Here is a 22,841-nt window from a genome sequence, read left to right as displayed (position 1 = left end):
CAGAGGTCGTATTCATGCGTACTGGTACTGTCAAATGGTTCAATGATGCCAAAGGTTATGGTTTTATCGCTCCCCAGGAAGGGGGGAACGACGTGTTTGTGCATTACTCTGCGATCCAGGGTTCCGGTTTCCGGACTCTGCTAGAAGGGCAGAACGTCACCTTTGATATGGAGCCCGGCCCCAAAGGCATGCAGGCACGAGAGGTCAACACCAACGCCTGATGCCAAAGGCCAGGTCCGTAGTTGTGGAGACCCCGTTCCAGGACGGGGTTTTCTCTTTGTGGTCTCCCGGAATCTCTGATTTCGGAAGAGGACCATCGCGGCGGGCGACCGGCTCTGCCTGCGGGTGGGCAGAGGCTTGAGATACCTGGAAACGGCCCTGCATTTCCGTTGTGGCTTGCGGAAAACTGCCGCAAAAACGGTAGTTGACCCGTCGACGAATCCCATTTAAGATTCGCGACCCGTAATTAGAATTAATCTAAAACGACTTTTGCGTAAGCAGTAAGGAGGTAGATACCATGGGCGTACTGGTAGGCCGCAAGGCTCCCGATTTTACCGCTCCCGCCGTTATGGGCGACGGTACCATCAATGAAGAATTCAAGTTTTCCGATTACGTCGGCGGCAAGTATGCCGTGGTGTTTTTCTATCCGCTGGACTTCACCTTTGTCTGTCCCTCCGAACTGATCGCCTTTGATCACCGCCTGGAGGACTTCAAGAAGCGCGGCGTTGAGGTCATCGGAGTTTCCGTGGACTCCCACTTTACCCATAACGCCTGGCGCAATACGCCGATCAATGAAGGCGGCATCGGCCCGGTCGGGTATCCGCTGGTCGCGGACCTGACCCACGCCATCGGTAAAGCTTTTGATGTCGAGACCCCGACCGGCGATGTAGCGTTCCGCGGCTCCTTTCTGATCGACCGGAGCGGCGTAGTGCGTCACCAGGTGGTCAATGACCTGCCCCTCGGCCGCAACATCGACGAGATGCTGCGCATGGTCGATGCCCTGCAGTTCACTGAAGAGCACGGCGAAGTCTGCCCGGCCGGCTGGAAGGAGGGCGCCAAAGGCATGACCGCAACTCCGGAAGGCGTCGCCGAGTATCTCTCGGAGGAAGCCGAAACGCTGTAAAGCTTTTTCGCATGAAAAAAGGGCCGGTCAAACCGGCCCTTTTTGTTTCGGACACTCTCTAAACTACCAGAACTTCCGCAGCCATGTCTTCTTAGCTCCGTGTTTTTGGAAATGCCTGGTGTAGCGCTTGTCAACTTTATTGATGTGGTCGAACAACCACTCTTTCAGGAACATCAGAAGCTCCATTCCCACTGAATCGTCACCGGCATTGAACTTCCCCTGGAAGTCAAGCACCTGGGCGACGATACGATCGTGGATCTCCTTGTGGGCATCATATTCTTCATAATTGAAGATACGCATCAGGGTCTCTTCCACCTCGAAATGTACCTTGGTGTACTCCACCAATTCATTCAGCACGGTGGCGATTTGATCCCTGTCCTTTTTGGCCGCAAGAGCCTCATACAGTTTGTTGATGATGCCGATAAGCCGTTTGTGCTGCTCATCAATCTCCTGAATTTCCACAGTATATTCGTCACTCCATGCCACTATGGACATAGCTGTTCTCCCCTTTTTTTTGCATTGTTACGACGTCACCGTTTAAACGATCTTGCGTCGTTTTAAGTTCCCCTGAAATTACAGGGGCATTATGGCCATAGCAGCGTTAGCTGCACAAGCCGGTGTATGCGCCGTGAGTTTCGATGGTGATGCGCCGCGGAAAGCGGTATTCGGAACGAATTTTTCACCCGAACAAAAATTATTTTCGGCGGTACAATGGCCGCTTTCTTGGCGGAGCAGCGGCATGATGGCAGCGACGGAACCGGGATCCCCCGATAGCATCGCAGCGGTCGATCTGGGGTCGAACAGTTTTCATCTGATTGTCGCGCAGCCGCTCAATGGCCACATGCATGTTGTCGATCGGCTGCGGGAAACCGTCCGTCTCGCCGCCGGTCTCGATGCCCGGGACCACCTCAGTGCCGACGCCCGCGAGCGGGCACTGGAGTGTCTGCGGCGCTTCGGACAGCGGTTGGAAGGACTGCCGCCCGGCAGCGTCCGGGTGGTGGGGACCAACACCTTGAGAAAGGCCCGGAATGCCGGGGATTTTATCGAAGAGGCGACCGCCGCACTCGGTCACCCGGTGGAGATCATCGCCGGCCGTGAGGAAGCTCGCCTCATCTACCTGGGCGTCTCCCATTCCCTCCCGGATGCCCCCGACAATCACCTGGTGGTGGATATCGGCGGCGGCAGCACGGAGGTGATTATTGGTAAACGTTTCGAGGCGCTGCACCGTGAGAGCCTCCACATGGGCTGCGTCAGCTATAGCCGACGGTTTTTCCCCAAGGGACGGCTGACCAAATCAGCCATGGACGAGGCGGTAATCGCCGCACGCCTGGAACTGGAACCGGTGGAGGCGGATTACCGTCGTTTCGGATGGAGCGATGCGGTAGGGGCTTCGGGAACCGCCAAGGCTGTGCGTCAGGTTATGGAACAGAATGGCTGGAGCGAGTCCGGGATCACACTTGCTTCCCTGCGCAGGCTTTCCGAGGCCATGATTAAGGCGGGGCATGTCGATAATCTGGATTTCAAAGGTCTCAAGGAGGAGCGCCGACCGGTTTTTGCCGGCGGAGTTGCGGTGCTGATTGCACTGTTCGAGGCGCTGGAGATCGAGGCCATGCAGGTTTCGGAGTGGGCGCTTCGCGAAGGCGTACTCTACGACCTCATCGGACGTATCCGTCACGAAGATGTGCGCGAGCGGACCATTACCGCGATGGCAAAACGCTACAACGTGGACGCGGCACAGGCGCAACGCGTCGAAAAGACCACTCTGGCGCTCCTGGAGCCTGTCGCGGATCCATGGGGTCTGGATGGCGGCGAAGCCGACTACTTGCTGGGCTGGGCGGCCCGCCTGCATGAAATTGGCCTCGCGGTGGCCCACAGCCAGCACCACAAGCACGCGGCCTATCTGCTGGAAAACTCGGATATGCCCGGTTTCTCCCGTCAGGAGCAGCAATCGTTGGCGTTGCTGGTTCGGAGCCACCGGCAGAAATTTCCTGCTGCTCGACTCAAGGGCGTTCCCCCGGCTACAGCCACATACCTGCAACGCATGGCAGTGCTCCTCAGGCTTGCCGTCGCCCTGCACCGCAGTCGCAATGATGCCTCGCTCTCCGGCGTCGGCATTGCCGTCGATGGAAAGCGCATCACACTAAAGCTGCCGAAGGGGTGGCTGGACGCGAATCCCCTTACACGCGCCGATCTCGAGGTCGAGGCAAGGTTTCTGTCCGCCGCCAACTATAAGTTCACGTTCGGGTAGGACTTCGGGCTGTCGCTCGCGCTTGACCGTTGCCGGCCTTCAGGCCGCTGGACCACTCACCGTGAGCGATTGCATTATGGCCCGACCTCTACACCCGCCAATTCCGCCAGCAGGATGAGCTGCGCGGAGCGCGGTTTTGCCCGTCCCGGCGCGGCACGCACATAGGCACCATCGCTCTGGAGCTCCCAGGCCTGCATATTGTCCTGCAGGTAATAGTTGAGCTCCCGGATGATGCGTTGCTGGAGCTGCTTGTTTTCGATCGGGAAGGCGGTCTCCACGCGGTTGAGAAGATTTCGGACCATCCAGTCGGCACTGGAGCAGTAGACCTCGGCATCGCCACCGTTTGCAAAATAGTTGACGCGGGTGTGCTCCAGAAAGCGGCCGACGATCGAGCGTACGCGGATGTTGTCGGAAATCCCGGGTACCCCGGGTCGCAGGCCACAGATCCCCCGTACCAAGAGATCGATCTCTACACCGGCCCGGGATGCCGTGTAGAGTGCGCGGATCACCTTCGGCTCCACCAGGCCGTTCATCTTGGCGATGATGTGTGCCGGTCGACCCTCGCGGGCATGTTCGGCTTCACGTTCGATGCGCTCGATAAGCCCCTTGTGCAGCGTGAAGGGCGCCTGAAGCAGCTTTTTCAGTCGGCTGCCGCGTCCGAGGCTGGTTAGTTGCAAAAACACCTGGTGCACGTCCTCGCCCAGATCGGCGTCGCAGGTCAGGAGTCCGTAGTCGGTGTAGAGCCGGGCCGTACGCGAGTGATAATTGCCGGTACCCAGGTGCACATAGTGGCGCAGCTTCCCCTCTTCACGGCGCACTACCAGAATCATCTTGGCATGGGTCTTGTAGCCCACTACCCCATACACCACGTGCGCACCCGCCTCCTGCAACCGGTTGGCCAGGGCGATATTCGCGGCCTCATCGAAGCGTGCACGCAGTTCCACCACCACCGTGACCTCTTTGCCGGCGCGGGCGGCGTCTACCAGGGCATCCACCACGGCGGATTCCGGGCCGGTGCGGTAGAGGGTCTGTTTGATGGCCAGCACGTTCAGATCGGTGGCGGCCTGACGCAGAAAATCGATCACCGGGACGAATGATTCGAAGGGGTGGTGGAGCAGGACATCCCCGCTCCGGATAATCTTGAAAACGTCCTTGGAGAGTGTGAAGGGCTCCGGCATCCCCGGTACGTAGGAGGGAAATTTGAGATCGGGACGGTCGACCATGTCCGGCAGGTTCATCAGCCGGTTGAGGTTGACCGGCCCATTGACGATGAAGAGATCGTCATGGCCGAGACCGAACTGATCGAGCAGAAAATCCGTCATCTCCGGCGGGCAGTTGTCGGCGGCCTCCAGCCGCACCGCCTCGCCATAGCGCCGGGATGGCAGCTCGCCCTCGACGGCCCGCAGCAGGTCCTCCACCTCCTCCTCATCGACAAACAGATCCGAATTGCGGGTGACACGAAATTGGTAGCAGCCCTTAACCTGCATTCCCGGAAACAGGTCGTCTACATGGGCATGGATAATCGAAGAGAGAAACACGTAGTCCTTGGGGCCGCTACCGCATTCGGCCGGCAACTGGATCAGGCGGGGCAGTGCACGCGGCGCCTGGACGACGGCCATGCCCGAAGAGCGGCCGAAGGCATCCTTGCCCTTCAGCTTTACGATAAAGTTCAGGCTCTTGTTGAGAATTTTCGGAAACGGGTGTGCGGGATCGAGCCCCAAAGGGCTCAGCACCGGCAGCAGTTCATGCTGGAAAAAATCCCGCACCCACGCCGCCTGTTCGCGGTTCCAGTCACCGCGCTTGACGAAACGGATCTCTTCGGCCGCAAGGAGGGGAAACAGTACCTCGTTCAGTACCCGATACTGTTCATCGACCAACTCGTGACTGGCGTGGCTGATGCGTTTCAGGACTTCGGTGGGATTCAGGTTATCCGGACCGTACTGCACCGACTCCGAAGCCGCCTTCTGCTTCAGCCCTGCCACACGGATCTCGAAAAACTCGTCCATGTTGGAACTGGTGATGCAGATAAAGCGCAGCCGCTCGAGCAGCGGCATATTCTCGTCCTTGGCCTGGGCCAGAACACGGCGGTTGAACTCGAGCAGGGAGAGTTCACGGTTGATATAGAACTCGGGCCTTCTAAGGTCGGGCGTATCCATGAGAATCCTTGGGGGCAGTTGCTAGTTGCGCTGTTTTACCCGATGCCTGACCTGAACTTGCGTAGGTTGCCGGGGTCTCCATCCTACGGCGGGTTGCCGATACCGGCAACCGAGCAGTCGGGTGGTATGATACCCACCTTTTGATGGATAGCTTCTATCTGGCGTGCCTGAAGTACTCGAAACACTCGAAACCCTTTTTCACGACATCCATGTCTGCATGCTGGCCGACCGTGGTCGGTTTCGCCGTCGTCTGGAAGGCCTGAAGCGCCGTCATTCACAGGGCAAACCGATGGATCGCGGCCTGGAAGCCCTGCGGCGGGACGTCGCTACTTCGCGCGCACGTCGGCAACGCCGGGCCGAAACGGTGCCAAGCCCCGATTATCCCGGGGAGCTGCCAATCAGTGAACGTCGGGCCGATATCGCCGAGGCGATTGAAAACCATCAGGTGGTGGTGATTGCGGGTGAGACCGGTTCTGGCAAGACCACGCAGATTCCCAAGATTTGCCTGGAGTTGGGACGCGGCGTCGACGGGCTTATCGGCCACACCCAGCCCCGGCGCATCGCCGCCCGCTCGGTGGCCGCCCGCATTGCCGAGGAGCTGCACACCGAGATTGGCCGTTCGGTCGGCTACAAGGTGCGCTTCACCGACCGCTCCGGTCCCGACAGTCACATCCGGTTGATGACCGACGGCATCCTGCTGGCGGAGATCCAGTCCGATCCGCTGCTGGAGAACTACGACACGCTGATCATCGATGAGGCCCATGAGCGCAGTCTCAATATCGATTTTCTGCTTGGTTTCCTGAAGCGCCTGCTCCCCAGACGGCCCGACCTGAAGCTGATCATTACCTCTGCCACCATCAATACCGAAGCCTTCTCGCGTTTCTTTGGTGGTGCGCCGGTAGTCGAGGTCTCGGGCCGCACCTATCCGGTGGAGGTTCGCTATCGCCCGGTTACCGGAGATGACCCGGACGACCGCGACCGGGACCAGCCGCAGGCCATCTGCGAAGCCGTGGACGAGCTGGGGCGGGAAAACCCGCTGGGGGATATCCTCATCTTTCTGCCCGGCGAGCGTGAGATCCGCGAAACCGCCGAGGCCCTTCGCAAACACCGGTCGCGGGGCCCTGTACCGGTCTCGACCGAGATCCTGCCACTGTTCTCGCGACTCTCCGCCGGCGAGCAGGACCGGATCTTCCGTTCCCACGCGGGCCGGCGCATCGTACTGGCCACCAATGTGGCGGAGACCTCGCTGACCGTACCCGGTATCCGCTTCGTGATCGATACCGGCTACGCCCGCATCAGCCGCTACAGCCACCGTACCAAGGTGCAGCGGCTGCCCATCGAAGCCATTGCGCAGGCCTCCGCCAATCAGCGCGCCGGGCGCTGTGGGCGGGTCGCCAACGGGATCTGTATTCGTCTCTATTCCGAAGAGGACTTCTTCAGCCGTCCGGAGTTTTCCGACCCGGAAGTGCGCCGGACCAATCTGGCTTCGGTGATCCTGCAGATGGCGAATCTGAAACTCGGGGAGGTGGGCGAGTTTCCGTTCATCGAACCGCCGGATCGCCGTTTTATCACCGACGGCTATCGGCTGCTGCACGAGTTGCACGCGGTGGATGAGGGCAACCGCCTGACCCACATTGGTCGCAAGCTGGTGCGCCTGCCCGTGGACCCCCGCATCGGACGAATGCTGATTGCCGCCGACGCGGAGCGCAGCCTCAAGGAGGTGCTGGTGATCGCTGCGGCGCTGTCGATTCAGGACCCGCGCGAGCGACCCATGGAGGCGCAGCAGCAGGCCGATGAGTATCACCACCGATTTCTGGATGAAGAGTCCGATTTCCTCGCCTTCCTGAACGTCTGGGACTATTACCACGAGCAGGCGAGACACCTCTCCAACAGTAAACTGCGCAAGCTCTGCCGTGCCGAGTTCCTCTCTTACCTACGAATGCGGGAGTGGCATGACATCCACGGGCAACTGGTGGCACTCGTCCGCGAACTGGGCCTGACACCTAACCAGGAGCCTGCGGATTATGCCGCCATTCACCGTGCCCTGCTCAGCGGCCTGTTGAGCCATGCGGCTCTGAAGGTCGAGGCCGGGGAGGATAACCGCCGGAAGGAGAATCAGAAGCGGCGCCGACCGCTGGTCGAGTACCAGGGCGCCCGCAATATCAGGCTGGCCATCTTTCCCGGCTCGGGCGTGGTCAAGAAGCCGCCCCGCTGGATCATGGCCGCCGAGCTGGTGGAGACCTCGCGCCTGTTCGGCCGGCTGGTGGCTCGCATCGATCCGCGTTGGCTGGAATCTCTGGGTAAACATCTGACCAAGCGCAGTTACAGTGAACCGCACTGGGAGCAGCGGCCGGCCCAGGTTGCAGCCTTTGAGCAGGTTACGCTGTACGGACTGATCATCGTGGCGCGCCGGCGCATCAATTACGGACCCATCGACCCGGTCCTGTCGCGGGAGATCTTTATTCGCCAGGCACTCGTGCAGGGCAATTACCGGACTAGTGCTGCGTTTTTTGCCCACAACCGCCGTCTGGTAGAGGAGCTGGAGAGCCAGGAGGCCAAGTCCCGTCGCCGCGACATTCTTGTCGATGAGCAGGTATTGTTCCAGTTCTATGACACCCGGATTCCCGAGGAGATCTACAGCGGCCACGGTTTTGAACGCTGGCGTAAACAGGTCGAGCGTGAGCAGCCGAAGCGGCTGTTTGTGACCCGGGAGGAGTTGACCCGCGGCGAGGCCGAGGGCGTGGATGCGGCGCAGTTCCCCGATCACTTGACCGTCGGTGGTGCGGAGCTTCCTCTTGAGTACCACTTCGAGCCGGGGCATCCGGCAGACGGGGTGACACTGGTGGTTCCGGTGGCGCTGCTTGGACAGCTGAGGCCCGCCCGCTTCGAGTGGCTGGTGCCGGGACTGCGTGAAGAGAAACTGATTGCCCTGATCAAATCCCTGCCCAAGTCGTTGCGGCGCAATTTCGTACCGGCGGTGAATTTCGCCCGCGCCGCGCTGCAGGCGCTGCGCGCTGATGACGCTTCGTTCACCGAGGTCTTTGCCAGGCAACTGCTTCGCATGACCGGCATTGAGGTCCCTGCGGATGCATGGCAGCTTGATGCACTGCCGCAACACCTGCTCATGAATTTCCGGGTGGTGGATGAAACGGGCAAGACTCTCGATGAGGGACGTGATCTGCTGCAGCTGCAGCAGGCGATGGCCGGACAGGTACGCCAGACACTGTCGGAAATACCTCTGGCTGGTGTCGAGCGGAAGGGGATCACCTCCTGGGATTTCGGTGAACTGCCGGAATCCGTGGAGACGCAAAGCGGTGGATTGACGCTCCGGGCCTGGCCGGCACTGGTCGATTGCAAAGAAAGCGTGGCCATTCGTCTGTTTGAATCAAGAGCCGCCGCCGAGGTAAAAAACCGCGCCGGTTTGCGACGCCTGTTCACTCTGGAGGCGCGGGACAAGGTGAAATACCTGCGCCGGGGCCTGCCGGACCGGCAGACGCTCTGTCTTCTGTTTGCGCATCGGGGTGGTTGCGACCCGTTGTGCGACGACATCATTGCCGCCGCTATCGACCGGGTGCTTTTCGCGAAGGACGAGGTGCCCCGCAGCGCATCCGAGTTCGAGGCGCGCCTGGCCGAGGGGCGTAAAACACTGGTGCCGGTGGCGGCCGAAATTGCCGGCCATGTCAAAGCGGCCCTGGAGCAGGAGCGGCTGGTTCGCAAGGCCTTGAAGGGCCCTCTGGATCCACAGGCTATTCAGACGGCGGCGGACGTCAAGGTGCAGATCGAGCGGTTGGTCTATCCCGGCTTTGTCAGCGCCACCCCTACCGAATGGCTGCCGCGGTTACCGGCCTATTTGAAAGCGGCGCATTCGCGACTGGAGAAGCTGCCGCGCAATCCCGCCCGCGACCGGCAGGCGGCGCTGGAGATCGCGCCGCTGGTGGAGCGTCTGGAAACGCGCTGGGCGGCGATACCGGAGGGCGAAAGCCCCGCACCGGAACTGCAGCGCTTTCGCTGGTTGCTGGAGGAACTGCGGGTATCCCTGTTTGCCCAGGAACTGGGAACCGTAGAGCGGGTCTCGGCGACACGTCTGCAACGGCAATGGAAGGAGTGTGTTGCCTGACGTCGTGTTCCCTAGGACTGCCATTTGCCCATAAGTCACCCCTCAGAACCCCGCAAATGGGCCAAGGCAAGGCGCGGCCCGCAGGGAATGGCCCGGCCCTTTTCAAGGGGCGCAACGCCGCATTGGGCCATTTGCGGGGTTCCCTTCGGGCGAGCCGCTGGCCGGCCATCTGCGGCGTTGCGCCCTTTTGAAAGGGAACAACCCTTCCTGCGAGGGCGCGCCTTGCATCTGGCCGGCCAGTGACTCGCTGAGGGGCGACTTATGGGCAAATGGCAGCCCTGGGAATGCGAATATCGCATGGTCGGGTCCCCCCTCTTTGACCATACTTGTCTTTAAGCCCTTCAATCGAGACGACAGGTATGAATGCCGAACACTCGTGGGTAAAAGAGGTTCGCGCGGCCCTTGAACGCGAACCCAGGATTAACCTTCACCGCAACCCCATCGACGTGGATATGGATGGGGAGACCCTCGTCCTTCGCGGGGAAACCGATTCCATCGCTGCCAAACGGTTGGCCTTTCGAACTGCCGCCGCTATTGTCCCCCGTGTCTCGGATCACCTTCGGCTTGTTCCGACCGAGGCCCGGGATGATGGCGCCATCAAGGATTCCATCGTTCTCGCCTTCGAGCAGGAGTCCGCCTTTCGTGACTGCAACATTGCCGTGAGCTGGCACAATCAGCACGAGGTGATCCGTGCCACCCAGTCGACACTCGCTTGCACCTTCCACATCACTATCCGCGAGGGCACCGTGACGCTCGAGGGTGCCGTCGAAAGTCTCTCGCACCGACGACTGGCCGAGGCACTGACGTGGTGGTCTACCGGAGTCACCGACGTAGTCGACCGTGTCCGAATCGTGCCCGAACAGCCGGATAGCGATTACGAGATTACCGATGCGGCCAATCTGGTGCTCGAAAAGGATCCCCTTGTGCACAACAGCCAGATCCACGTGGTCACCACCGGTGGCACCGTGACGCTGGAGGGACTGGTGCGCGAAGAGCAGGAGCGGGAGATGGCGGAAATGGATGTCTGGTTTCTCGAGGGTGTGGGCGATGTGGTGAATCGCCTGGAGGTGCGCCAGGGGATGCCGGCAGGTTGACACGGAGGTCAATGGAACACGAAAGGTTTCCTCTGATGTGACGATCTTCGGTCTTGGGGAGACAGGCGGTTTTACCACTGAGACCAAAGAGAACGGGGTGTAATTACACGGGGCACGGGTTCGCATTTCCCGTGTCCATTCGTCAGTGTTTCGTAGGTCGGCCTTCGAGTCCTCGGTTTTTGACGGGCTAAAGCCCGACCTACATGCTGAGTCACAAGCACCTCAAGCACCTCAAGCACCTTAGGCGCATTCATAATGCGCCGGCTCCGCTCGTTGGGGAAAGCGGTACATTTTGAAGAACGCACACAGTCAGTGCATTCGACTCCAATCCCGTGTAGGTCGGCCTTCAGGCCTTCAGGCCGTCAGGTGTCGACGGGCCAAAGCCCGACCTACATCTGAGGTCACAAGAGGACGGCGGTTCAGCCCTGGGGCACGAGTTCACACTCCCCGTATTCTCCGTGGTTCATCGGTCAGTGCCTCGGCAGGTCGGCGTCGTGCGCGGTCGAAGTGGACATCGGGCATCCCCTTTCTATGCTTAGCGACAACGGTATTGCTTTCAGAAAAAACAAAAAAGGGGTTTGTAATGAGCCATGTTGGCTACCATGAACCGTACGAAATGCTTTCACAAAATACCCGTGACATGCATCGCGCCCTGCGGTCACTGGAAGAGGAGCTGGAGGCGATCGACTGGTATCGCCAGCGGGCGGATGTCACCGAGGACGGAGCGCTGCGCGAAGTCCTGCTTCACAATATGCGTGAGGAGATAGAGCACGCAGCCATGGTGCTTGAGTGGATTCGTCGCAACGATAGTCATTTTGATGAGCAGTTGCGTACCTATCTGTTCGCGGAAGGGGACATTGCCGTTATCGAGGAAGAGACGGAAGGCGAACAAAAGGCAGGCGAAGAGGCTTCTGCCGGGTCTACGGAACCTGGTCCACGGCTGACTATCGGGGCGATGAAAAGAGGTGGTCGCGTATGAGCTATCTGAATCGGGACGCCGCAGCGTTGGATGCCCACATCTGGGAGCGCATCGACAGCGAGGCAATCGATGCGGCCCGCGCTCTGATCACTGCCCGCTGTTTTCTCCCGGTGGATGGTCCCTATGGGGTCGGACTGACAGCGGTTGAGCTGGGCGAGGACGGCTTTCATACCGAGGCCCGCGAGGGAGAGGCCGAAGCGGTGATCAGCCGCGCGGTCTCGGTTCCCATGTTGCGTCAGGCGTTCTCCCTCAGCATCCGTCGCATCGACGCACACCTGCATATGGGCCAACCCATGAACTTTGCGCCGGTGCAGGACGCAGCCGAAGCGATAGCCCGGCGCGAGGAACGCTTTATCTACTACGGCGCTCCCGAAATGGGCCTGGAGGGCCTGTTGACCTGCAAGGGTCACCATGAGGTCAAGGCCGGTGACTGGTCAAAGTTCGACAAGGCACTGGAAGATGTCCTCTCCGCAGTGAATACCCTGGATCACGTCGGCTTCCATGGGCCCTACGCATTGGTCCTGTCTCCGGCTCTCTACAACAATCTTTTCCGCCGTTACGAAGGCACGGACATGCTGCAGCTGGAGCACCTGCGGCGACTCTGCGAGCTCGGTGTGTACAAGGCTCCCATAGAGGGGGGAGCGGTTATTGATGCGCATGTCGGGCAGATCGTAATCGGACAGGACATGTCGGCAGGCTACTCCCGGCAGGACGGTATTCATTTTCATCTGTATCTGAGTGAAAGCGTAATCACGATGGTCGAGGAACCCGATGCCGTTTGTACCATCGCCTGAGCGGATCCCCCAGCAGCGACACATCCGCAGATTTCGGACCGAGTTTTCGCAAAGGAGGCATACCCTCCGTCCCACAGGAGGGCAGTGCCCAACCTGGGGGAGTCCTCGCTACACGTGATAGCCGCCGAGAGCCGGAATGTTGCCGAACGGTGCGCCTCCTAAAGCCCGATCAGTTCGGCGTGCAGTCCCTGTCGTGTCACATGGTCCAGGACCGCACGGCTATCGACGGAATCCGGATCGAATTCCACGATGAACAGGTGTTTCTGGTGTTCCGCGCAGTGTACGCGCTGGATACCGTGCACGCCTTCCAGGATGGAACAGACCTGTGAAGTGCGGGCATCGTCGAGTTCTTCGTCGATATGGAGCGTCACGTCCGCTTTTTTGACCATCGTGCCGATCTCCTGAAAAACCGTTTTCGGTTGATCGAAAAATAGCAGGCCCGTTCTACTGCGCAATGCGGTTCGCGTGGTACGCAAGTCTGTACTAACATTATTAATAGCCAATCGTTCCAGTCAACTACAGGAGAGCGCATGGCTGTGCAAAAGGCATACATCAAGGCGCTCTCTGCGGGGCGGGAACCGTTGGATCTGGCTCGGGGAGCACTCTGGGCCGCCAAGGTGGAGATGCCCGAGCTGCCGGTTACCGATTATATCGAGCGAATCGCCGCACTTGCCGAACGCGGTTTGCAGGGTCTGTCGGCCACGGCCCCGCTGGGTGATCGGGTATTCGCTCTCAATGCCCTGCTGTTCGATGATCTTGCCTTCAAGTTGGTGAGCGAGCCCGAACCGGAGGCCTGTCTTCTAGACCGGGTGATCGACGAGCGACGGGCACGACCGGCGGCGCTGGCGATGCTCTATCTGTCCGTTGGCCGACTGATGGGGCTACCCCTGAAGGGATTTCCGTTTCCGGGGCGGTTGCTGATCGGTATCGGTGAAGGGGACGAGGGCCTGCTCATGGATCCGGTCTCGGGCGGCGTTCTCCTCTCCCGGGACGACCTCGAACTGATGCTGACGTATTCGGTGGGGCCGGAGCAGGCCTCCGGGGCGATGCTCGACCGACTTTTGCAGGGGAGCGGTGACCGGTATCTGCTGGCCCGGGTACTCACCGAGTTGCAGCGGGACTATGCGCATGCGGGTGCCCTGGAGAAGGCCCTGGAGATTAGTGACTGCCTCCTTGTGATCAGGCCGCGGTCGGCGTCGGCCCATCGCGAGAGGGCGCGGCTGTTCGAACGCCTCGATTGCCACCATGCCGCCCACGCCGACTACCTGCGGTACCTTGAACTGGCCCCCAAAGCCGTGGATGGTGAAAAGATTGCCGCACGGATGGCGCGGTTGGGTCGCCTTGGCGTTACTCTCCACTGACCGGCACGTCATCCCGATAAACCCATCGGTTGGCGGTCCGTCGGATTACCACCTGATAAATACCGCCCTCCCCGGACAGGTTGCCGGTCTCTGGACTACAGTTAAGGGTCTATTCACCGATCCGCTGCGCAATCGTGACCGAACTGCTGGTCAACCAACTCGTCACCCTGTTTGTAGTCGTTGATCCTATAGGGATCGCGGTGATCTTCAGTGGTCTGGCGCGCCACGGGGACCAGGCTTTCCGGCGCTCCATGGCACTGCGTGCCACCACCCTTTCCACCTTTATTCTGGTGACCTTTTTCTTCATCGGTGAGATGCTGCTGCGCGCTCTGGGCATCGGTCAACCGGCCTTTCGGATCGCCGGCGGCATTTTGCTGTTCATGCTGGCCATCGACATGGTGTTCGCCCGCCAATCAGGGCTGCGCTCCGCCACCTTCCGGGAACGGGAGGAGGCCTTCGCCAAAGAGGACATTTCGGTCTTCCCTCTGGCCTTCCCGCTCCTGGCCGGCCCCGGAGCGATGACCACCGTCCTGCTTATGGCGGACAGCGGCAAGACCCCTGCCGTTACCACCGGCATGGTAGCGATCATCTTCGTCATTATGGGATTCACACTGCTTTCCCTCACGCTTTCCGCCCGGGTGATGGATTGGCTCGGCGAAACCGGCGCCAATGTTATCAGCCGGCTGTTGGGGCTGATCCTCGCCGCCCTCGCGATCCAGTACATTGTCGACGGTGTGCGGCAGATCGCAGTTTCTCTCGGGATCTGAATGAAACTCGCGGAGGCCATAGAAAAACGCTGATTGACCACGGGATGAACGACGTACTTAAGAACCACAGAGTGCACTGAGAGCTTCGAACGGTACTCCCATTGAATCGACAATCCCCGATCCGTGGTTCAATATTCAGTCTCCGTGTTCTCAGTGGTTTCCCTTAATAGCGGTTCCAGATGCTCCCAGACGTTTTCGAGCAGCGTCGGCTGCGCGGAGGCGGTGGCATGCATGCCGTCAGGTTGCATGAGGGCGTTGTCGCCGGCCACGCCCTCCAGCAGGAAGGGTACAAGGCCAACCTGCACCTCTTCGGCGAGTTCCCGGTAGACTGTGCTGAAACGGCGGGTGTATTCGGGACCGTAATTCGGCGGCATGTGCATGCCGACCAGGAGCACGCGGGCACCGGCCTCCCGGGCCTTCCGGATCATCATGGCCAAATTCGACTGCAGCCGTTCCAGAGGCAGGCCGCGCAAGCCGTCATTACCTCCCAGTTCGATCACCACCACTTCTGGTTCGTATTGTTCCAGCAGGGCAGGTAGCCGTTCGCGGCCGCCGCGGCTGGTTTCGCCGCTGGAGCTGGCGTTGGCGACCCGGTGTGGATAGCCGTGTTCCTCCAGCCGTCGGGCCAGCAGATGAACCCAGCCCTGTTCCACCGGCAGGCCGTAGGCGGCACTGAGACTATCGCCCAGCACCAGCAAAGCGGGCCGTTCATCGGATTCGGCGGGGCTTGCTGCTATAGTCCCGCAGACCAACAACAACAGCATGATTGTGCGTCTAATGATGAACACCGCGTCCTCCCATCCGATGATCCAGGCCCGTAATCTTGGCATGGAGGTGGACAGCCCGGAAGGGCGTCTTCACCTTCTCCAGGACATTGACCTCTCCGTGATGCCCGGTGAGGCAGTTGCTGTTCTGGGAGTATCAGGCTCCGGCAAGTCTACCTTGCTGGGTCTGCTGGCCGGGCTGGACAGGCCCACTACGGGGCAAATTTGGCTCGACGGTATCGAGATCACCGCCCTCGACGAGGATGGTCGCGCCGCTCTGCGTGCGCGACTGCTCGGCTTTGTCTTTCAGTCGTTTCAGCTGCTGCCGAATCTCAATGCACTGGAGAACGTCATGCTGCCGCTGGAACTGGCCGGCGCCGATGCGCCGCACGAGCGTGCCGCAGAGTTACTGGCAGTGGTGGGGTTGTCGGAGCGGGCTCGTCATCTACCGCACCAGCTGTCGGGGGGAGAGCAGCAGCGGGTCGCCATCGCCCGCGCCTTTGCCACCCGGCCACGGCTGCTGCTGGCCGATGAGCCCACCGGTAACCTGGATACCCGCACCGGTGCCCAGGTGATTGACCTTCTGTTTGGTCTGAATGCCGAACATGGCACCACGCTGCTGCTGGTGACCCACGACGCGGGGCTGGCCGGCCGCTGTGATCGGGCCCTGGAGCTGGAGGCGGGGCGTCTCCCGATCCCGGCATGAATGTAGTGCGGTTCGCCTGGCGCAGTCTGCTGCGCGACTGGCGTGCGGGAGAGCTGCGGCTCATTGTCCTGGCGCTGGTGATCGCCGTAGGCAGCGTCTCTGCCGTGGGTTTTTTCACCGATCGTGTCCGTGGCGCCATGGAGCGCCAGGCCGGCGAACTTCTGGCCGCTGATCGCGTGCTGGAGAGTGGGCAGTCGCTCAAGTCGGAGTGGCTGGCGCGGGCTCGTGAATGGGGCTTGGCGACGGCCCGTACCCAGTCCTTCCGCACGGTAGTGAGCACCGAAGAGAACTTGCAGCTGGTAGAGGTCAAGGCCGCCGGTGATGATTATCCGCTGCGCGGCGAGTTGCGGGTTGCTCCGGAACCGTTTGCGCCCGGTCGTCCCGTTGAATCCGGGCCTGAGCCGGGCGGGGTATGGCTGGAGGCCCGGTTGGCGGCTCTGCTGAATGTGGAGCCGGGTGATGCGGTCCGGCTCGGCAGGGAAGACTTTATCTTTTCCAGGGTCCTGGTGTATGAGCCGGACCGCGGAGGGGAGCTGTTCGCCATCGCCCCCCGGGTGATGATGCACCTTTCCGATGTGCCCGCTACCGGCTTGATTCAGACCGGCAGTCTGGTCACCTACCGCCTGCTGCTGTCCGGTGAGGAGTCGGCGCTCAACCGTTTCGGGCGCTGGATAGAGCCGCAACTGAACCGTGGGCAGCACTGGCGGGGCAGCAGCGAGGCGCGACCGGCGGTGGGTTCGGCGCTGGAGAAGGCCGAGCAGTTCCTCGGCCTGGCGGCGCTCGTCGCGGTTCTGCTTGCGGGGGTAGCGGCCGCCACCGCAGCTCACCGACACGCCCATCGCCAGTACGATGCCACTGCCGTAATGCGATGTCTGGGTGCCTCCCAGAGGTGGGTGACGCAGACCTACCTGCTGCAACTGTTTTTCCTCGGAGTCATCGCCTCGGCGCTGGGATGCCTGGTGGGTTTTGCCTCTCAGGAGGTGTTGGGACGGATCCTTGCCGAACTGTTCACCCAGGCGCTTCCTGCCCCCTCGGCGTGGCCGCTGGTCAGCGGCATGGCGACCGGGCTGGTGACCCTCACCGGGTTCGCCGTTCCGCCCCTGCTTTCCCTCAAGGATGTCCCGCCGATGCGGGTACTGCGCCAGGACCCGAGACCGGTGCGGCCCGGCGGCATCCTTGTTTATGGCGGGGCCCTGGCGGCGCTGCTGGTGCTGATGCTGTGGCAGGCAAAGGACGTGCGGTTGACTCTGTATGTGTTCGTCGGCGCAGTGGCAACCCTGGCGGTATTGGGGACGGTGGCGGCACTGCTGGTGGGCGCGCTGATGCCTCTGCGCAAACGGGTCGGGGTCTCCTGGCGGTTCGGCCTTGCCAACATTCCGCGCCGGGCCCGGCAGAGTCGAATTCAGGTGGTGGCGTTCGGGCTCGGTATCACCGTGTTGCTGCTGCTCTCCATCGTCCGCGGCGACCTGCTTTCGGACTGGCGCGACACCTTGCCTCCGGATGCACCGAATCATTTTCTGATCAATGTCCAGCCCGATCAGGTCGCAAAGCTCGAAGCCTTCCTGCAGGAAAGGGTCGGCACCGCTCCGAACTTCCAGCCGATGATCAAGGGCCGGCTTTCGGCCATCAACGGTGAGCCGGTGGTGCCGGAGGAGTATGAGAATCCGCGTGCACAGCGGCTTTCGGAGCGGGAATTCAACCTCTCCTCGGCCCGGCAACTCGCTCCGGATAATCGCATCGTCGCCGGGCAGTGGTGGGGGTCGCCACCCGGATCCGAGGCGCCTGGCCAGTGGTCGGTGGAGGAGGGCATCGCAGAGACGCTGGGGATCGAGCAGGGCGACCGTCTGCGCTTCCGGATTGCGGGAAAACCGGTGGAAGGGACCGTCACCAGCCTGCGGTCCGTCGACTGGGACTCGTTCCGGGTCAACTTCTTCGTGATTGGAACACCAGCGCTGCTCAAGGGTGAACCGGCCAGTTTCATCACCAGCTTTTTCGTCCCGGAGACGGACAAGGCCGCTCTGGCCGAGTTGGTGCGGCGCTTCCCGAACGTAACGGTGGTGGATGTGGACGCCATTATGAGCCGGGTTCGGGCCATCATCGACCGGGTCAGCCTGGCCGTGGAATTCGTATTTATGTTTACGCTCGCTGCCGGCGTCGTGGTGCTGCTCGCGGCCATTCAGGCCACCCGCGACGAGCGTCTTCGGGAGAGTGCGCTGATGCGGACCCTGGGTGCCAGCCGTCGCCAGGTGCGCGGCGCCCTGATCGCCGAGTTTCTCGCCCTTGGTCTGCTGTCCGGAGCGCTTGCAGCGCTCTCCGCGACGCTTCTCGGTTATCTTCTGGCCAGCCAGGTCTTCCACTTTCCCTATCAGCCGGGCCCGGGAGTCTGGGTCGCGGGTCTCGCCGGCGGTACATTCGGGGTGAGCCTGGCCGGCCTATGGGCGACACGGAGGGTCCTTTCGGTACCGCCGCTGCGGATTCTGAGACGGGTTTGAACCGGCGCGAACCGGGAGCAGCGCAAGGGGCCGCCAACCGGCGGACATCGATTAGCAATTTGGTTTACAGTTAGGCAAAGGGAGGCGCCATGCTTTCGAGGCTGTTCAGTCGTCTTTGGGATTTTCTGTTTAGCGGTTTGTGGGAAGTGGAGATCGAACAGCTGTCGCGTCCGCGCCGCTGGGGGATCTACTCGCTCAGGGTCGGCTACGTTCTGGTTCGGGACCTGCAGGAGGGGGCGCTGGCCCTGCGGGCCATGAGCCTGGTGTACACCACGCTGCTCTCGCTGGTTCCGCTGCTGGCAGTGAGCTTTTCGGTGCTCAAGGCATTCGGCGTTCACAACCAGATTGAACCCCTGTTGCTCAACGTGCTGGCGCCACTTGGCGAGCAGGGTGTGGAAATCACCACCCGGATCATCGGCTTTGTCGAAAACATCCAGGTCGGTGTGCTCGGTTCGGTCGGCCTCGCCTTTCTGGTCTATACGGTCATTTCACTGATTCAGAAGATCGAGGAATCTTTCAACTTCGTCTGGCACATCAAACAGGTGCGCAGCATTTCGCGCCGCTTTTCCGATTACCTGAGCGTCATCATCATCGGCCCGGTGCTGGTGTTTACCGCCATAGGCATAACCGCCTCGGCGATGAATAACGCCATTGTGCAGGCGCTGCTGGAGATGGAACCCTTCGGAACGGTGGTGGTGGCGCTTGGTAGGCTGGTGCCCTATCTGCTGATTACCGCTGCCTTTACCTTCGTTTACATGTTCGTGCCCAACACCAGCGTGAGAGTGCGCTCGGCACTCATCGGGGGCATTGTGGGGGGAGGGCTCTGGCAGATTACCGGCTATGCATTTGCCGCGTTTGCTTCCGGTTCGACCCGCTACGATGCGATCTATTCCGGCTTCGCCATTCTCATCATGTTCATGATCTGGCTCTATCTGAGCTGGTTCATTCTACTGTTCGGCGCCAAGGTGGCCTACTACCATCAGCACCCTCAGCAGATTCGGCGCGAAGCGGAGCGAATCGGCTTCAGCAATCGTCTGCGCGAGCGTGCCGGGTTGCTGGTGATGTACCTGGTGACCCGTGCCTATGAACACGGTGAAAAAGGCTGGACTCTCGACACACTCAGTCAGCGGTTGGGACTGCCCGGTGATAGCCTGGGGGACCTGCTGCTGGATATGGAGAGACGGGGATTACTGATGGAGACCGGTGCCGAAGATCCGGCCTATTTCCCCGGCCGCGACCCGGCGGAGTTACCGGTGCGGGACGTAATGGCACAGCTTCGTTCGATCGGCGAACACGGCTACCCGCTGGACAGGCGGGCCTTGTCGGTCACACCGATCGATGAGGTGCTGGAGGCGACCGAGTCGGCAATAAAGGAGAGAATCGGCGAGCTCACCATCAAGGATCTGGCCCGCCAGAGTCGCACTTCCGGCCAGTCCTGAGTGACAACGTCCGTTCCCGCCTGATGCGTTGCCTCGAATCCGGTACTATAGCCCGCTGGGCCTCGCAATCCTGAAGTCAGGGCTTCGTAGAGTAATGCCGACACTGAAGTTCTTTCACGTCATTTTCGTAACGCTGTCCGTTTCCGGGTTTTTCCTGCGCGGGGTGCTGCGTTTGAGTGCGCCCGGCCTGCTCGACAATCGCCTCGCCAGGACACTGCCGCACGTCAACGATACCCTGCTTCTGGTAACCGGCATTGCGCTGGTGGTCGGTTACGGCTGGAATCCGCTCCATCATCCCTGGCTGGAGGCGAAGCTCGCTGCCCTTCTGGTCTATATCGGGTTGGGTAGCGTCGCCCTTGGCCGTCGGGGAGAGCGCAGCCGGAAGGTGCGTGCAGTGGCCTGGCTTGCAGCCCTTGCCGTGTTCGCCTACATCGTCATGGTGGCCCTCTACAAGACACCGCGCCCCTGGTTCGTCTTCTAAGCGGATAGTGCGGGGTATTCACAGGGCATGCACGACCCGATCGTCTATAACATCTTCCTGATTTTTGCCGGTGCTGCGCTCTTGGCGACCGTGGCGCTCTTTACCCGGCAATCGATGCTGGTTTCCTACATCCTGGTCGGGGTGCTTTTCGGTCCCTGGGGGCTAGGGCTTATCGAAGAGCCGGAGGCGATCAGTGCCGCCGCCCACATGGGCGTGATCTTTCTCCTGTTCCTGCTCGGTCTGAATCTTCACCCCCAGAAACTGCTGGGGCAGCTGGGCCGGGCGGTTCCGGTGACACTGCTCAGCTCCCTGCTGTTCGCCGCGGTTGGAGGCGGTGTGGCGCTGGCGTTCGGCTTTGGGGCACGCGAAAGCCTGGTGATTGCCGCCGCCTGTATCTTCTCCAGCACCATCATCGGCCTCAAACTGCTGCCCACCACCCAGCTCCATCATCAGCGTACGGGCGAAGTCATCATCAGTGTATTGTTGCTGCAGGATCTGATTGCCATCGTTATCCTGCTGCTGTTGCAGGCTGTGGGTACCGGCGATGCGTTGTGGTGGGATATCGCCGTACTGATGATGGGGCTGCCCGTCCTGGTTATCGTCGCCTGGCTGGGCGCCCGCTATGTCATGGTCCCGCTGTTCTCCCGTTTCGATACCATTCAGGAGTACATGTTCCTGCTCACCATTGGCTGGTGCCTCGGTATGGCACAGATGTCGGCCCTGCTGGGCCTTTCTCAGGAGATCGGGGCCTTCATCGGCGGTATCGCACTCGCTGCCAGCCCTGTCAGCACATTCATCGCCGAAAGCCTCAAGCCACTGCGGGACTTTTTCCTGGTGATGTTCTTCTTTGCGCTGGGCGCCACCTTCGATCTGGGCATGGTAGGCGAGGTGTTACCGGCGGCGGCGGTCCTGGCCACGCTGCTGTTGCTGGTGAAACCTGTGGCCTTCGGCCTTTTGCTGCAGCGGGCAGGAGAAGAGCAGCTTTTGGCGCGGGAAGTGGGCGTGCGATTGGGGCAGGTGAGCGAATTTTCACTGTTTATCGTCATCCTCGCGCTGGAGTCGGAGCTGATCAGCCGCGGGGCCTCCTATACTGTTCAATTGGCCACGCTCCTGACCTTCATCGTCTCCTCCTATGTGATCATGCTGAACTACCCCACCCCGATAGCGGTCTCCGACCGGCTGCGCCGCGACTGAAGGAAATAGCCGCAGGGCGCCGAACTCTTCTGAACCTTGCTGGCCTCGGTCTCCTGGTTGGCCACGGCCAGGCGGTCAGACGACGCGTGAGCCGATGTAAGTGGGTTGGTGCCCACGCGCCGCTAAACCTTCCTACATACCGTATTGCATGCGGCCCCGCTTTTCGCCGTATGGAGCGATCTTCTCAAGCTCCTGCTGCTGCTCCGGAGTGAGGATCGCCATGATCTCCTGTCGCATCTCCGCTTTCCGTACGATCTTGTCGGCCATGCGCTGACCCTGTTTTTCGGCCAGCGGCCGGATGGTGACGGCGTCGGCGCCGCTGCGGATCGCTTCTCGTAACTCACTGCGCTCCTCTTGCCACGACTGACGATTTTTCTGCATTGCCGTGCGGCGCTGTTCGCGCAGTGCATCCAGTTGTTCCCGCTGGCTGTCGGTAAGTGTGTCGAGTTGGTAGACTGCTGCCATCGGTTTATGGTCGCCACAGCTTCCCGGACCGAACGCCAGTGCCGTCCCGGCTGTCGCTACCAGAAGTGTGCCGGCAATCAGGGCCGGCCAGTGTCGTTTTACTTTCATTTCGGATTCTCCTCGGCTTTTGCAGGCCCGCGGCAGTGCGGGATGTCGTCATCCTACCGGTGCCGCAGATCAAGTTGTTGAGCGGGAGTGCAAGGTAGTGCGAAGAAGTGTCAGCCGGACGGGGGGCAGGGAGGTGAACAGACTCAATGCATGGTCATCTCGCGCTTGAATCAAGTGTGCTCGCTTTTGAGAGTAAATCCCGGTGTCGCCACAGGCAGCGAGTCACATGAGCCTCTGGAACTTGTTGGTTTGCGGCCGTTCCAAGGCTTTGCACTTCTTTGCATTGGATTGCAGTTCACGGGGCCGGAAGGCCTGGTTTTCCCGGTAGAATGGCGGGATGGCCGCTCTTGTTGGAAAAACAGAAGAATGACCCGATTCCCCCTTGCTGCCCCTAGGAGCCTGTCGGATTATGGTGCCCGTAGCGAGCAAGGTGGGAGAGCGAGAACAAATTTTCACGATTTCGAGGAGCATAGTGGGATCTACGCAACGAGAAATCGGGGAAATTTGGGCCGCTCTCCCACCGGCGCAGTAGGAGCAGCCATAAACCGACAGG

General features: G+C 60.9%; 19 protein-coding genes. 14 read left to right on the top strand and 5 right to left on the bottom strand.

Going from position 1 to position 22,841, the window contains the following annotated elements; genetic code table 11:
* Nucleotides 1–14 precede the first annotated feature (14 nt).
* Nucleotides 15–221 (top strand): cold-shock protein, encoded by a 207-nt coding sequence (locus BLP65_RS03005; RefSeq protein WP_092992492.1) that lies wholly within the window; start codon nucleotides 15–17, stop codon nucleotides 219–221.
* A 296-nt stretch (nucleotides 222–517) separates the two neighbouring features.
* Nucleotides 518–1,123, top strand: coding sequence for a peroxiredoxin (locus BLP65_RS03000; protein ID WP_092992490.1), 606 nt, complete (start codon nucleotides 518–520; stop codon nucleotides 1,121–1,123).
* Between the two features lie 63 nt (nucleotides 1,124–1,186).
* On the opposite strand, the gene BLP65_RS02995 is transcribed toward BLP65_RS03000, so the two are convergent.
* Nucleotides 1,187–1,618, bottom strand: coding sequence for a bacteriohemerythrin (locus tag BLP65_RS02995; protein WP_092992488.1), 432 nt, complete (start codon nucleotides 1,616–1,618; stop codon nucleotides 1,187–1,189).
* A gap of 244 nt (nucleotides 1,619–1,862) precedes the next feature.
* On the opposite strand from BLP65_RS02995, the gene ppx reads away from it, so the two are divergent.
* Nucleotides 1,863–3,371, top strand: a complete 1,509-nt coding sequence (gene ppx, locus BLP65_RS02990; protein ID WP_217631886.1) for an exopolyphosphatase — start codon at nucleotides 1,863–1,865, stop codon at nucleotides 3,369–3,371.
* Between the two features lie 74 nt (nucleotides 3,372–3,445).
* Here ppx and ppk1 read toward each other — a convergent pair whose 3' ends face one another.
* Nucleotides 3,446–5,527, bottom strand: coding sequence for a polyphosphate kinase 1 (gene ppk1, locus BLP65_RS02985; RefSeq protein WP_092992486.1), 2,082 nt, complete (start codon nucleotides 5,525–5,527; stop codon nucleotides 3,446–3,448).
* Between the two features lie 163 nt (nucleotides 5,528–5,690).
* Between ppk1 and hrpA the strand changes: the two genes are divergently transcribed.
* The 4 genes from hrpA (at nucleotide 5,691) to BLP65_RS02965 (ending at nucleotide 12,511) form a co-directional block, all read left to right on the top strand.
* Nucleotides 5,691–9,644, top strand: a complete 3,954-nt coding sequence (gene hrpA, locus BLP65_RS02980; RefSeq protein WP_245688220.1) for an ATP-dependent RNA helicase HrpA — start codon at nucleotides 5,691–5,693, stop codon at nucleotides 9,642–9,644.
* A 359-nt stretch (nucleotides 9,645–10,003) separates the two neighbouring features.
* Complete coding sequence (locus tag BLP65_RS02975) at nucleotides 10,004–10,738, top strand: BON domain-containing protein (protein ID WP_092992484.1); 735 nt, start codon at nucleotides 10,004–10,006, stop codon at nucleotides 10,736–10,738.
* Between the two features lie 583 nt (nucleotides 10,739–11,321).
* On the top strand, nucleotides 11,322–11,717 hold the full coding sequence (locus BLP65_RS02970; protein ID WP_092992482.1) for an encapsulin-associated ferritin-like protein: 396 nt from the start codon (nucleotides 11,322–11,324) through the stop codon (nucleotides 11,715–11,717).
* A complete protein-coding gene (locus tag BLP65_RS02965) occupies nucleotides 11,714–12,511 on the top strand; it encodes a family 1 encapsulin nanocompartment shell protein (RefSeq protein ID WP_092992480.1) in 798 nt (265 codons plus the stop codon). Before BLP65_RS02970 ends, BLP65_RS02965 begins: the two co-directional genes overlap by 4 nt.
* A 158-nt stretch (nucleotides 12,512–12,669) precedes the next feature.
* Here BLP65_RS02965 and BLP65_RS02960 read toward each other — a convergent pair whose 3' ends face one another.
* The gene (locus tag BLP65_RS02960) at nucleotides 12,670–12,900 is read right to left on the bottom strand and encodes a hypothetical protein (protein WP_092992478.1); all 231 of its coding nucleotides are present in this window, start codon (nucleotides 12,898–12,900) and stop codon (nucleotides 12,670–12,672) included.
* Between the two features lie 141 nt (nucleotides 12,901–13,041).
* On the opposite strand from BLP65_RS02960, the gene BLP65_RS02955 reads away from it, so the two are divergent.
* Together BLP65_RS02955 and BLP65_RS02950 are read left to right on the top strand one after the other, a co-directional pair.
* Complete coding sequence (locus tag BLP65_RS02955; protein WP_092992476.1) at nucleotides 13,042–13,872, top strand: transglutaminase family protein; 831 nt, start codon at nucleotides 13,042–13,044, stop codon at nucleotides 13,870–13,872.
* A 134-nt stretch (nucleotides 13,873–14,006) separates the two neighbouring features.
* On the top strand, nucleotides 14,007–14,639 hold the full coding sequence (locus tag BLP65_RS02950) for a MarC family protein (protein WP_092992474.1): 633 nt from the start codon (nucleotides 14,007–14,009) through the stop codon (nucleotides 14,637–14,639).
* Between the two features lie 128 nt (nucleotides 14,640–14,767).
* Here the strand turns inward: BLP65_RS02950 and BLP65_RS02945 are convergent, their stop codons facing one another.
* Nucleotides 14,768–15,403 carry an arylesterase gene (locus BLP65_RS02945; protein ID WP_175452440.1) on the bottom strand — a complete coding sequence of 212 codons (636 nt, stop codon included), beginning with the start codon at nucleotides 15,401–15,403 and terminating at the stop codon, nucleotides 14,768–14,770.
* Between the two features lie 16 nt (nucleotides 15,404–15,419).
* On the opposite strand from BLP65_RS02945, the gene BLP65_RS02940 reads away from it, so the two are divergent.
* From BLP65_RS02940 to BLP65_RS02920, 5 genes are all read left to right on the top strand, one after another.
* Entirely contained in the window at nucleotides 15,420–16,109 is a 690-nt protein-coding gene (locus BLP65_RS02940) for an ABC transporter ATP-binding protein (protein WP_092992472.1), read from the top strand.
* On the top strand, nucleotides 16,106–18,601 hold the full coding sequence (locus BLP65_RS02935; protein WP_092992470.1) for an ABC transporter permease: 2,496 nt from the start codon (nucleotides 16,106–16,108) through the stop codon (nucleotides 18,599–18,601). The genes BLP65_RS02940 and BLP65_RS02935 overlap by 4 nt, the downstream gene beginning before the upstream one ends.
* An 89-nt stretch (nucleotides 18,602–18,690) precedes the next feature.
* Nucleotides 18,691–20,040, top strand: coding sequence for a YihY/virulence factor BrkB family protein (locus tag BLP65_RS02930; RefSeq protein ID WP_092992468.1), 1,350 nt, complete (start codon nucleotides 18,691–18,693; stop codon nucleotides 20,038–20,040).
* Nucleotides 20,041–20,134: 94 nt separating this feature from the next.
* Nucleotides 20,135–20,521 carry a SirB2 family protein gene (locus BLP65_RS02925; protein ID WP_092992466.1) on the top strand — a complete coding sequence of 129 codons (387 nt, stop codon included), beginning with the start codon at nucleotides 20,135–20,137 and terminating at the stop codon, nucleotides 20,519–20,521.
* A gap of 27 nt (nucleotides 20,522–20,548) precedes the next feature.
* Nucleotides 20,549–21,715: a cation:proton antiporter domain-containing protein gene (locus BLP65_RS02920; protein WP_092992464.1), complete on the top strand. Its 1,167-nt coding sequence runs from the start codon at nucleotides 20,549–20,551 to the stop codon at nucleotides 21,713–21,715.
* Between the two features lie 132 nt (nucleotides 21,716–21,847).
* Here the strand turns inward: BLP65_RS02920 and BLP65_RS02915 are convergent, their stop codons facing one another.
* Complete coding sequence (locus tag BLP65_RS02915; protein ID WP_092992462.1) at nucleotides 21,848–22,288, bottom strand: Spy/CpxP family protein refolding chaperone; 441 nt, start codon at nucleotides 22,286–22,288, stop codon at nucleotides 21,848–21,850.
* Nucleotides 22,289–22,841 lie beyond the last annotated feature (553 nt).

The organism is Thiohalomonas denitrificans (genome assembly GCF_900102855.1).
GTDB lineage: Bacteria > Pseudomonadota > Gammaproteobacteria > Thiohalomonadales > Thiohalomonadaceae > Thiohalomonas > Thiohalomonas denitrificans.
Note: the sequence above shows the minus strand (reverse complement) of the source record. Positions and strands in the feature narration are given on the sequence as shown.

Excerpts from the sequence above, each read along its gene's own strand:
- BLP65_RS02975 (WP_092992484.1), top strand. The coding sequence starts at position 10,004 with ATGAATGCCGAACACTCGTGGGTAAAAGAGGTTCGCGCGGCCCTTGAA.
- BLP65_RS02920 (WP_092992464.1), top strand. The coding sequence starts at position 20,549 with ATGCACGACCCGATCGTCTATAACATCTTCCTGATTTTTGCCGGTGCT.
- BLP65_RS02960 (WP_092992478.1), bottom strand. The coding sequence starts at position 12,900 with ATGGTCAAAAAAGCGGACGTGACGCTCCATATCGACGAAGAACTCGAC.
- BLP65_RS03005 (WP_092992492.1), top strand. The coding sequence starts at position 15 with ATGCGTACTGGTACTGTCAAATGGTTCAATGATGCCAAAGGTTATGGT.
- BLP65_RS02940 (WP_092992472.1), top strand. The coding sequence starts at position 15,420 with ATGAACACCGCGTCCTCCCATCCGATGATCCAGGCCCGTAATCTTGGC.
- BLP65_RS02995 (WP_092992488.1), bottom strand. The coding sequence starts at position 1,618 with ATGTCCATAGTGGCATGGAGTGACGAATATACTGTGGAAATTCAGGAG.
- ppx (WP_217631886.1), top strand. The coding sequence starts at position 1,863 with ATGATGGCAGCGACGGAACCGGGATCCCCCGATAGCATCGCAGCGGTC.
- BLP65_RS02915 (WP_092992462.1), bottom strand. The coding sequence starts at position 22,288 with ATGAAAGTAAAACGACACTGGCCGGCCCTGATTGCCGGCACACTTCTG.
- BLP65_RS02970 (WP_092992482.1), top strand. The coding sequence starts at position 11,322 with ATGAGCCATGTTGGCTACCATGAACCGTACGAAATGCTTTCACAAAAT.
- BLP65_RS02930 (WP_092992468.1), top strand. The coding sequence starts at position 18,691 with ATGCTTTCGAGGCTGTTCAGTCGTCTTTGGGATTTTCTGTTTAGCGGT.
- BLP65_RS03000 (WP_092992490.1), top strand. The coding sequence starts at position 518 with ATGGGCGTACTGGTAGGCCGCAAGGCTCCCGATTTTACCGCTCCCGCC.
- BLP65_RS02955 (WP_092992476.1), top strand. The coding sequence starts at position 13,042 with ATGGCTGTGCAAAAGGCATACATCAAGGCGCTCTCTGCGGGGCGGGAA.
- ppk1 (WP_092992486.1), bottom strand. The coding sequence starts at position 5,527 with ATGGATACGCCCGACCTTAGAAGGCCCGAGTTCTATATCAACCGTGAA.
- BLP65_RS02965 (WP_092992480.1), top strand. The coding sequence starts at position 11,714 with ATGAGCTATCTGAATCGGGACGCCGCAGCGTTGGATGCCCACATCTGG.
- BLP65_RS02945 (WP_175452440.1), bottom strand. The coding sequence starts at position 15,403 with ATGCTGTTGTTGTTGGTCTGCGGGACTATAGCAGCAAGCCCCGCCGAA.
- BLP65_RS02925 (WP_092992466.1), top strand. The coding sequence starts at position 20,135 with ATGCCGACACTGAAGTTCTTTCACGTCATTTTCGTAACGCTGTCCGTT.
- BLP65_RS02935 (WP_092992470.1), top strand. The coding sequence starts at position 16,106 with ATGAATGTAGTGCGGTTCGCCTGGCGCAGTCTGCTGCGCGACTGGCGT.